This is a genomic window from Acetobacter sp., from assembly GCF_047721705.1.
Lineage (GTDB): Bacteria > Pseudomonadota > Alphaproteobacteria > Acetobacterales > Acetobacteraceae > Acetobacter.
In genome coordinates this window covers 1-10,883 of the sequence record NZ_JBDNXK010000101.1, presented here as the reverse complement: position 1 = coordinate 10,883, position 10,883 = coordinate 1, and the positions used below count along the sequence as shown (strand labels likewise).

Sequence of the window (10,883 nt, the reverse complement as noted above, 5' to 3'; positions counted from 1 at the left end):
CTTGGTGAACAGAGCAGACAGGCGGCAGTCGCGGTTCCACGAAAAGGCGAGGGATCATATTGAATTGATTTCTTTAAATCTTGCGCTGGTTTCGGTGTCACCAGAAGGGAAGCGGATAGAAACAATGATACCTCTTGCTTTGCCCGGAGCAGGAGAAGTAATCGCGATATCTGCCCGAAACTGAAGCGATATCTGACGAACGATCGCAAGTCCGAGCCCGCTTCCTTCCGCATCTGTTGCGCCTCTCACAAAAGGCTTTTCCATATCCTGTAGAATTTCGGGTGTGAGAGGATCACAGTCATTGGAAATCAGAACTTCACAATCCTCTGTGATAACCACGCGTACCGGCTGTAAGGAAGAGCCATGAAGAACGGCATTTTCCAGCAGGTTGCGAAACAGGATACCAGCAGCATCCATGTCGCCTCGGATCATGAGACAAGACGCTCCTGAGAGTTCAATGATCTGTTTTTTTTCCCGCTCAAGTTCTTGCGCCAGAAACCGTATGACAGGCACCAGATCAAATCTGTCCTCCCCGAGAGCGATCCCCGATGTTGCACGGGACAGCTGAAGAAGCTTTTCCATCATCCGGCCAATTCTGCGGGCCTGATGCATGATGGTCGTCGCACGTTCTTCATGTTCCGAGTGCTGAAGCAGGCTTCTCAGAATTTGCACCTGTGCCAGAAGCGCTCCGATGGGATTCCGGAGTTCATGGGCTGCATTGGCGGCGAACGCACGTTCGGTTGAAAGCGCCATTTTCAGGCGGTCCAGCAGAAGGTTAACGGCAGAGTGGATTGCGACAAGTTCTTCGGGCAGATCCAGCGGCGGGATAGGAGCCAGATTTGCTCCACCTCGGCTTCTGATCTCCTCCTGAAGACTTGTAAGAGGCTGCATGGCGCGACGCACACGCCACCGGACCAGAAGCCAGATCGCCGGGAAGAAGATCACCATCGGCAGGACTGAAATCAGAATGGCCCGCCTTACGGCTTCAGTTCTGTGAAAAGTCGGCTCGCCCACCAGAATGTAATGATGGCCGGAGACAGAAGGCACGACATACACCCGGAACGACGGGATATTGTAAAATCCCGTTTTCAGATGCGGAACGAACAGCGTCTCCGGTGCATTCTGTGATCGGACCTCAAGCTGACTGTCCGTTGAAGCAATCTGATAGGCCAGAGTGCGCCGGTTCACACCGGGCAGGCGCGCGACCTGTCCGCCCGGCATGGCAGATGTCGGACCGTTTTTATCCAGTTCACCAATAACGAATTCCAGACGTTCGGCCACTTCCTGCAAGGAATTATCGAGACGCTCCGTGACTTCATAACGGGTAAAAGCCGCGACAAGAACACTGAGAAGCACCAACGCCCCGAGGACAATGATCAGGGTTCCTGAGACGATGCGGGACGCCAGACTCCAGCGCTTCATCGTGGCGCCGTTCCTGCGAGGCTGTAGCCCCGTCCGCGGACTGTCACGATCAGACCTGCTTCCGTTTTCTTGCGTATTCGGCTGATGAAAACCTCAATGGCGTTGCTCTCTACATCATCGCTGAGACCATAAAGAGCGTCTTCGATCTGTTCACGGCTGCACAGCGCCCCCGGACGACGGGCAAGAAGTTCGACAATGGCCCACTCCCGCGCGGAAAGATCGACATCCAGTCCGTTGCGTCTGAGTTGCCGACGAGAGAGATCAATCTCGATATCGCCAATCGTCACGACATTGTCGGGCAGAGCCACATAACGCCGAGCGACGGCCTCGATACGGGCGACAAGTTCGTCCAGATCATAAGGTTTGACGATATAGTCGTCCGCCCCGTCCGATAATCCGGCAATCCTGTCGCTGATCTGATCGCGGGCAGTTGTGATCAGGATCGCCAGCGGAGAACGATCACGACGGATCTCCCGCAGCAGGTCCCGACCATTGCCATCCGGAAGACCGAGATCCAGCAACAGAAAATCATAGGACGAGGCCCGCAGCGCCGCACGAGCGTCCGAAAGGGTTCTGAACCAGTCGGCGACATGCCCCGCCTGTCGAATGCGGTCCCTGACAGCCGAGCCAAGCGCGCTTTCATCTTCGATGATCAGGATTTTCATGAGACGTGATTCTTCATGACACGAGCATAGAGCGATGGCAGCACAAGTAACGTCAGAAGGGTCGAGGAGATTAGTCCCCCGATCACGACCGTGGCCAGCGGTCGCTCGACCTCGGCGCCAGCGCTGGTCGAAACAGCCATGGGAATGAAGCCCAGACTGGCGACCAGAGCGGTCGCCATCACCGGACGGAAACGCTCTTCCGCCGCCTCGAACGCCGCGCGTGCCGCACTTTTACCCGTCAGACGCAGGGAGCTTATCGCGGTCACGAGCACTACACCGTTCAGAACCGCGACGCCAAACAGGGCAATAAAGCCGATCCCCGCCGAGACGCTGAACGGCAGGCAGCGAACGGTAAGCGCCAGAATACCGCCTGTCGCAGCGACGGGCAGATTGATGAAAACAAGTCCGGCCAGTCGAATGGAATTCAGGGCGGCGACAAGCAACGCGAAAATCAGCGTCAGGGCGATCGGTACGACAACTTCCAGACGCGCCATGGCCGAGCGCAGATTCTGGAACTGCCCCGCCCAGACCATGCGATAGCCCGCGGGCAGACTGACTTTCGTGCTGACGGCCTTCTGTGCTTCCGTCACAAAGGAACTCAGATCACGCCCGCGCACATTGGCCTGCACGATCAGACGACGGCGGATATTGTCCCGACCAATGCGGGGTGGGCCATCCTGCACCGCGACCTTCGCCACCTCCGAAAGCAAAACCGCCCCGCGTCCGTCCGCACGACGTATCCTGAGGCGGGCGATCTGGTCCGGTGTGCCGACCTGCGCCGGATCATAACGAATCTGCGTGCTGATCAGGGCATCACCGACTGTGATGGGCTTTCCGATATGACCGCCGACAGCTTCAACCACATTCAGAAGTTCCTGCTGGGAGACGCCAAGACGCGCCGCCTGTCTGCGGTCGATGTCGATATGGATGAACGCAACGCTTCCCTTTCCTTGAGGCGCCACGTCGGCTGCTCCGGGAATGGCTTTCAGGACGGCCGCCACCTTGTCGCCTAAACGCGCCAGCGTGGCGAGATCGTCGCCATAGATGGAGACGGCGATCTGTGTCCGGACGCCGGACAGGAGATCATCCATCCGCATCTGTACCGGCTGGCTCCATGACTGCGCCACTTCCGGCAGTTCGTCGCTCAGCACCCTGCTCATCGCCGTCACGAGGCCTTCCTGCGTCCGAGCCGTGGTCCACTGGGATGGCGGCTTCAGGAATATGAAACTGTCCGTCTCGTTGACGCCCATCGGATCTGTGGGGATCGCCGACGTTCCCGTGTTGCTGACAACGGCGGTGACTTCGGGAAACCGGCGCAGGATACGCTCCTGAATACTGACTTCCTTCAGAGCCTGAGGCAGCGAGATACTAGGCAGGCGTGTCGTTGTCACCGTCAGTGCGCCTTCCCCGAGAGAAGGAATGAACTCCCCGCCGAGATGCAGCCCGACCCAGATGGAAAATGCAAAAATGACTGTCGTCGTGCCGAAGAGGATCCGGGGACGATGCTCACACCAGTTCAGGAGAGGACCGTATCCACGCCGCAGAACCGCCACCAGGCGCGTATCATTGTGACGGCCGACGGATTTCATCACCAGAGCCGCCAGCACCGGCACCCCGACGATGCAGTAGAACAGTGAAGCCAGCAGGGCCATGATCACTGTCTGCGCCATGGGCCGGAACATCTTGCCCTCGATGGCTTGCAGGGTCAGAATCGGCAGATAGACCATGACAATGACAAGAATGCCGAAGCTCACGGGACGAAGAACTTCCGACGCCGATGCAATCGCAAGAGTGGCCAGCGGCGTCTTCTGTCCACTGGCCTGATCCCGGGCGCGGTGGGTCATGAGGCTTTCCACCACGACAAGGGAACTGTCGACGATCATCCCGAAATCAATGGCTCCGAGACTCAGCAGATTGGCCGAAATTCCGAACCAGCGCATGCCAGTCATGGCGCAGACCAGCGCAAACGGAATGACGGAGGCAATGACCAGAGACGCTCGCCAGTCACCGATGACCACGATCAGAACGCTGATTACCAGAAGCGCTCCGACGATAAGGTTCTCCTTGACCGTTCTGATGGTGCTGTCCGTCAGTGTCGACCGGACATAATAGGGTTCAAGCGTCACGCCTTTGGGAAGGGACCGGCGAATATCGGGAAGCGCCGCATTGATGGCCGCCAGCGTGGCGTCGGAACTCGCTCCCATACGCATCATGACGACACCGATGACAATCTCGCCCTGACCATCCCGCGTGACCGCGCCAAGCCGTGTTCGCGGTCCCATGGAAATGCGCCCGACATCCCGCAGAAAGATGGCGGAGCCGTTGGCGTTGGTACGGACCGGAACGGCCCCGAAATCCTTGAGCGAACCAATCAGCCCGCGCCCGACGACGATCTGCTGTTCCTCTCCATGTTCGATCCAGCCGCCGCCGGATGCGGAGTTGTTGCTGTCCACGGCCCGGAAAACGTCATCGACCGACACGCCGAGCGCCAGAAGGCGCGCCTGATCGAGCGCCACCTGAAAGGTCTGTTCCGCGCCACCGTTGACGTTGACGTCCACGACGCCCGGCACCAGCTTCAGCTGGGGCGCGACCGTCCATGTCATCAGGCGGTTCAGATCCATCAGGGAATAACCGTCGCCCTTGATCTGCAACTGCATGATCTCACCGAGCCCGGTCGCCAGAGGTCCGATATTCACGCTGATCCCGGGCACGGAGATCGCGTCTCTGGCCTGCTGAAGCCGTTCCTGCACACGGGCACGGTCGAGATTGATGTCCGTATCATCGGCGAACTGGAGATAAACGACGGAGACCCCCGAGCGGGAAACCGACCGGAGATCCGTCATCTCCGGGATGCCCGCCATGCTGGCCTCAATCGGAAAGGTGATGAGCCGCTCGACTTCTTCCGTGGCAAGACCCGGTGCAACGACGGACACAAGCACCTGCCGGGGGGAGATGTCAGGCACGGCTTCCACAGGGAGGCCGCGCACGGCGACGCATCCGGCGATGAAAATCAGACCGAGCACCCCGAGCACCAGCCAGCGTCGGGCCTGAAGAGCGGAGAGAAATCTACGCATGACGCTCTCAGTCTCCGTCATCCATATCCGACACCAGCATCACCGCCTTCAGGGCGAATGCGCCGTGCGTCACGATCCGCTCCCCCGCTGAGAGACCGGATGTGAGGACTTTCTGCCCATTGCCCGAAGCTCCGACATGCACCTCCTGTGGCCGGAAACGGTTCGGACCCGCTGGCACAAAGACGAAACTCTCGCCGTTGATTTCCGTGACAGCGCTTTCCGGCACAAGGATGCCTGTCGTCTTTTCGCGCGTCGGCAGATGGGTGTTGAGGAACATGCCGGGATGAAGACGGCCTTCCGGATTGGGAGCAACGCTTATGACACGAACGAGGCCCGTGGCAGGGTCCGCCATGTCACCGACCGAGGTTATCTTCGATGTCAGCAGGGTCGTCCCTGCGTCCGACACGAGTTCCGTGGTCTGCTCGCCACCTTCCACCACCTGAGCGGCGTCCTGCGGGAGGATGTCCGAGACAATCCAGATGGAAGAGATATCGAACAGGGTCATCAGTTCCGTGGAGGGAGAGACATCGTCCGCAACACCGACAAATACATTCTGCACTTCCGCAGCTGCGGGCGCGATGATCGCCGATGTTTCATCGGAGGTGCTGGTCTGGACCCTGTCGGATTCCGTAACGGAATTATATTCCTCCTTGAGCTGATGGTTCAGCGTGTCGATATCGGCTTGTCGGGCGGCAATATCGTTTTTCGCTGTCTGCAAAACTGCCAGACGACGTTTGGTCTCACCAGCAGCGACCGTTGCGCCTTCGAGCAGACGTCCCCGGCTGTAGGAAGCGGCGGCGTTCTGGTAGGCCGCCAGTGCCGTCGCCAGCGCGGACTGGGCTCTGGCCATCTCAAGGCGGACCAGATGCAAAGAGTGATCCTGATACGTGAGAAGAACCTCGCCCTGACGGACATGCTGGCCCGGCACAACAGCGACAGTCAGAACTTTTCCTGATCCTGCAGGGTGAATTCGAACGATACGGCTCGCCTCAGCCATGACAGTTCCCATTGCATCAAGATTTTTCCCAAGTGCGCCGTGGTGCACCACGGAGACCGCGAGGCCTGCATTCGCCTGTGCGGCAGTTCCCATCGTGATGACCTGTCCATTTTCCGTCGCCGACGCGGGGTGTATGGGCACGCCCGAAAGCCAGAAGAGTGCCAGAAGCCACCTCCGGCGGCCGGTGGCAGCTATTCTGAAATTCACTGGAATTCCCCTGTTGCGATTAATGTCCGGATGATTGCGACATGCCAGGCGATCTCTGCCTGATTGCGCATCTGCAGCGCGCCATATGCGGCAGCTCTGGCACGCAGAAGTTCGATCAGGGATGTCTCCCCGACCCGCCACGACCGGTTCATCTCATTGGCGCGGCTGTTCATGTCGTCAGCAGACGACACTGAATTTCTGAACATGTCCTTTGCAGCTGTCAGGTGAGCAAAAACCTGTGCCAGTTCCTGGCGTACGCTGCGGCGCGCCTGCTGCTCCTGGCTGGTTGCTGCAGCCAGTTTGTTTCTGGCATCGGCCTCCATCGGGACATCCCGGACATCGCTGGGCAGCGGGACAGAAACTGTAACGCCTACCCGATCATCCCACGGACTCCCGTACTGTTTCTCATGAATCGCGCCGATGCCGACTTCCGGATTGGGCATGAATGAAGCCTTTGCCAGACGCACGCCCTCTTCCGCAGTACGGACGGCCTGCTGTGCGGCCTTCACACGCGGATCGTTGTCTTCGAGAACTCTGGCGGAAGTCAGCCTTGCACGCGCTACAGCCGGATCATCATAGGAAAGGATTTCCGGGATCCCGGGGCGACCCAGCACGATACCAAGCGCCGATGTCGCCGTTTCAATCTGCTCGGTCGCCTGGGAACATTCACTGGATGCATTCGCCAGTTCGGCCGAAATGGCATGCTCATCAGCCAGCGTCATCTCACCAGACCGGACCCCCTGGTGGACAGACGATTTGATTTTTTCCAGCGTCTCCTGCTGCGCACGAGCGATACCGAGACGCCGTCGGGCCAGCAACACACTGGCAGAGGTATCCAGGACCTTCATGGCGACTACCATCCGTTCGACATGCAGCTTTTGCTGTACGGTCAGTGCTTCGGTTCTCGCGACTTTCGAGGTGGCGCTCCCCTGTCCAGGCAGCCAGAGCGGAACAGACACGTTCCCCTCATAGGTTGTGTAACCTTCATTGCTGCCTATCGCATGATCGTCGAAATACTGCCCGGATACAGTCGGACCGCCAGCGAACCAGGACCCGGCGGCGTCGGCCCGTGCTGTCGCCGAGCGATAGTTTGTATTCAGTTCAGTCCGACCCGGATCAATGGCCCAGGCCGCCTCAACTCCCTGAGAGAATGAGATGCTCTGAGCTTTGGCCTTTGAAATAACTCCCGAAGAAAAGCAGATGAAAATCAAGGTAAGAGCGACATAGATCGAGCGGATGTCAGGGAAGTGAATAACTTCCCATTCCGAATTACGAGCCACGACCAGATAATCAACATGACGAGCACACATGAAATTCTGTCGGCTTTCCGTATTGTTGCATTGAAGAACCGCTGCAGGATTTTCAGCATACCAGATGAAGCTGACAGGTTCCTGAACGCCATACCGAACTGATGTCAGGCTCTATACTCTGAGTGAGACTGGCGCCCGGACTGTTGTCCGGCTGAAGCAGCGTTCATGATTTCGGCATATTCAGAGAAACCAGAAAATTTTCTCTCTTATGAAAAAATGGAAAGGTCCCGTAGCAACCATGAATTGTGCGGATTTATACCGGAATTCCCATTGCTGTTGTCCGGGGAAGATGATCGCCGGAATGTCCGCAAAGATATGCGCTTCTGGAATGATTAGACCGGGATGCCTGGTGAAGTGAACTAGGCTCAGGACTCATTCTTTAAGATAGAAGATGAAGCTTGCTGCGATGTGGATTGCGGACATGAAAGTGTGAGCGCACCGGTCGTATCTAGTCGCAACACGTCGCCAGTCTTTGATTTTTGCGAACATGTTTTCGATGAGGTGGCGCTTTTTATACAGATGCCAGTCGTAAGGCGGTTTTGATTTCCGATTCTTCTTCGGCGGAATACAGGCGGTGATATTGCGGTCTGCGAGAGACTGCCTGATTTTATTGCTGTCATACCCTCTGTCCGCGATCGCTTCTTCTGTCTCGTCGGGGAGGTCTGCCAGAAGCACGTCTGCGCCTTTGAAATCGCTGACCTGCCCTGCAGTCAGATGCAGCCGGACCGGACGGCCCTGACCATCACACACGGCATGGAGCTTTGAGTTCAGGCCGCCTTTTGTCCGTCCGATATAGCGGGGAAAAGCCCTTTTTTAAGCAGGGAGGCCGATGTCCGGTGAGCCTTGAGATGTGTCGCATCAATCATCAGGCGCTTTGACCGTCCTGATTGCTCAGCCAGGGCGGTGAAAATTTGGTCAAAGACACCGAGGCAGCTCCAGCGGATAAAGCGATTGTATAACGTCTTGTGCGGGCTATACGCTTTCGGAGCGTCTTTCCACTGAAGCCGTTGCGGATCACGTAAACAATCCCACTCAGAACACGGCGGTCATCCACTCGCGGCACACCATGCGCCAGAGAAAAAAACGGCCTGATCCGTTCCATCTGGCGCTCAGAAAGAAAAAACACGTCACTCACAGCTTCACCTCCATCGGTAAAACTGTGAATCACAACATCCGGCTCAGTTCAAGATATTAACAGATCCTGAGCCTAAGTTGCATTTTCCGACGGCGCTGGCGGTGCCGCGTGTAAATGAACGTCGCAACCTCAGCGGGGATCATTCACGTGATCCGCAATAGCCTTCAGAAGAAATATCTTCTGAAAATATACGATATTCACATATATTTTATAAAATACAATTATTTCATCCACTGTCTTCAGCCGGCCGCTGACAGATTTTTATGACCCAGACTGAACTGATTAAACATCGAAGTGTCCGGGGTTGGATCACACACCGAATAGATGACCGATCCCGCTCGTAACGATCATGGCGATGACGCCCCAGAACGTTACCCGCAAAGCCGGCCGCAAGGGCTGTGCGCCGCCAGCCGTGGCGCCGACAGCACCCAAAATGGCGAGAGTGATGACTGAGGTGAGGGAAACACTCCATGAAACCCAGGTCGCAGGTGCCAGAACGGCAGCCATGACGGGCAGCATTGCGCCAGACGAAAAAGCTGTTGCTGAGGCGAACGCCGCCTGTACAGGGCGTGCTGCGGTGGCCTCTGAAAGGCCCAGTTCATCTCGTGCATGCGCGCCTAGTGCATCATGTTTCATGAGAGAGACGGCGACCTTATGCGAGAGGTCTTCATCCAGACCTCTTTTCTGATAGATCCTGGCCAGTTCGTTGACTTCCCCGTCCCAGTCCGTAGCCAGTTCCTGTTTTTCGCGGGCGATATCGGCATGTTCTGAATCCGCCTGGGAACTGACCGAAACATATTCGCCAGCCGCCATCGACAGGGCACCGGCAACAAGCGCCGACAGCCCCGCGATGAGAATGCTACTATGCGTCGCATTGGAACTGGCGACCCCGACAATAAGGCTTCCGGTCGACAGAGTTCCGTCATTGGCCCCGAGAACAGCCGCACGCAGCCATCCCAGTTTCTCGACGGCATGGCGTTCGGACTGAGGGTGAAGACGTGACATAAGACGCCTGTGCTCCTTATAAATACAGTTCTGTATTAGGCAGCAATGCTGCTTTACGACAACAGGTATTTTATTCTGATTTTGCGAGTTATTTTCAATATTATTTGCATTTGCGAAAAATCTGTTCTGTTCAGTTTCCTGTCAGGAAAGCATGATATCAAGGGGAGTCAGGCTTCATTTTTTCCGGAATCCACATGCCTTATCCAGCATCGGACATCACCGATACCCTGCACTACGACAGACCGACAATCATCCTTCACTGGACGACCGTCTTTCTGGTGCTGTTTCAGTTCGCTCTTGGCGAGACCTGGAGCTGGCCGGCAAAGCCCGTCCATCATCTTATGGTCGTGGCGCATCTGACCGTCGGTATCCTGCTGACCGCAATCATGACGTTCCGTATCGTCTGGCGCCTCACGAAGGGCAGGCACCTGTCGGAACTCCTCCAGCCTGCGGACCGGATATTCGCCCTCAGCGTGGAATATACACTCTACGCAATACTTATGGCTGAAATCGTACTGGGCTATCTCTGGCGATGGGGTGCCGGACAGACGATGAGTTTTTTCGGCCTCCTGATTTCTGCTCCGTTCGGCCATTTTCCGACAGCAGTGCTCGCCTGGATTCAGGCGTTGCATCACTGGAACGCCTGGCTGATTGTCGGCCTCGCGACAGGTCATGGCGTGGCCGCTCTGTTTCACCAGTTTGTCCTTCAGGACAAAGTTCTGGGACGCATGCTGCCGTGGGCTTTCTCGTGCCGTTCGTGAGGCGGCCGGAGACCCATTCTTTTTGCGTGACCGGGCAACAGCGTGATGCCGGATAGCCAGCAACAAGGGACGATGCTCTTTCATTACCATCAGCAGCTTCACATGGATTTCGGGTCCATGGCACTGTTCGACCACGCATGATGGGCGTCGTCCCAGCGATCATGACGCAAACCATTCGATCATTGCCCGGCTCACAGGCTTTCCGGGAGACGGAATTCTGTCTTCCGTTCACTGTAGCGATCCACTAGGTAACCGGCCCGGTCGCGCAGCAGCCATGTGAACTTCATCAGTTCCTCCATGACATCTA

7 protein-coding genes and 2 pseudogenes are annotated in these 10,883 nt (G+C 57.1%); 1 reads left to right on the top strand and 8 read right to left on the bottom strand.

All coding sequences use genetic code 11. The features are described 5' to 3' along the window. Positions 1-54: 54 nt before the first annotated feature. The 7 genes and pseudogenes from ABF824_RS13845 to ABF824_RS13815 form a co-directional block, all read right to left on the bottom strand. Positions 55-1,422, bottom strand: a complete 1,368-nt coding sequence (locus ABF824_RS13845; protein ID WP_415489591.1) for a sensor histidine kinase — start codon at positions 1,420-1,422, stop codon at positions 55-57. Next, a complete protein-coding gene (locus ABF824_RS13840; RefSeq protein ID WP_415489590.1) occupies positions 1,419-2,087 on the bottom strand; it encodes a response regulator transcription factor in 669 nt (222 codons plus the stop codon). The genes ABF824_RS13845 and ABF824_RS13840 overlap by 4 nt, the downstream gene beginning before the upstream one ends. Further along, on the bottom strand, positions 2,084-5,161 hold the full coding sequence (locus ABF824_RS13835) for an efflux RND transporter permease subunit (protein WP_415489589.1): 3,078 nt from the start codon (positions 5,159-5,161) through the stop codon (positions 2,084-2,086). Before ABF824_RS13835 ends, ABF824_RS13840 begins: the two co-directional genes overlap by 4 nt. Positions 5,162-5,168: 7 nt before the next feature. Further along, positions 5,169-6,365: an efflux RND transporter periplasmic adaptor subunit gene (locus tag ABF824_RS13830; RefSeq protein WP_415489588.1), complete on the bottom strand. Its 1,197-nt coding sequence runs from the start codon at positions 6,363-6,365 to the stop codon at positions 5,169-5,171. Then, entirely contained in the window at positions 6,362-7,675 is a 1,314-nt protein-coding gene (locus ABF824_RS13825; RefSeq protein ID WP_415489587.1) for a TolC family protein, read from the bottom strand. Before ABF824_RS13825 ends, ABF824_RS13830 begins: the two co-directional genes overlap by 4 nt. Before the next feature lie 372 nt (positions 7,676-8,047). Further along, a pseudogene (locus ABF824_RS13820) lies at positions 8,048-8,810 on the bottom strand (IS5 family transposase). Between the two features lie 309 nt (positions 8,811-9,119). Beyond that, a complete protein-coding gene (locus ABF824_RS13815) occupies positions 9,120-9,815 on the bottom strand; it encodes a VIT family protein (RefSeq protein WP_415489586.1) in 696 nt (231 codons plus the stop codon). A 194-nt stretch (positions 9,816-10,009) separates the two neighbouring features. On the opposite strand from ABF824_RS13815, the gene ABF824_RS13810 reads away from it, so the two are divergent. Beyond that, complete coding sequence (locus ABF824_RS13810) at positions 10,010-10,576, top strand: cytochrome b (RefSeq protein WP_415489585.1); 567 nt, start codon at positions 10,010-10,012, stop codon at positions 10,574-10,576. 191 nt (positions 10,577-10,767) lie between these two features. Here the strand turns inward: ABF824_RS13810 and ABF824_RS13805 are convergent. Next, positions 10,768-10,883: pseudogene (locus tag ABF824_RS13805) on the bottom strand (arsenical resistance protein ArsH); the annotation flags it as partial.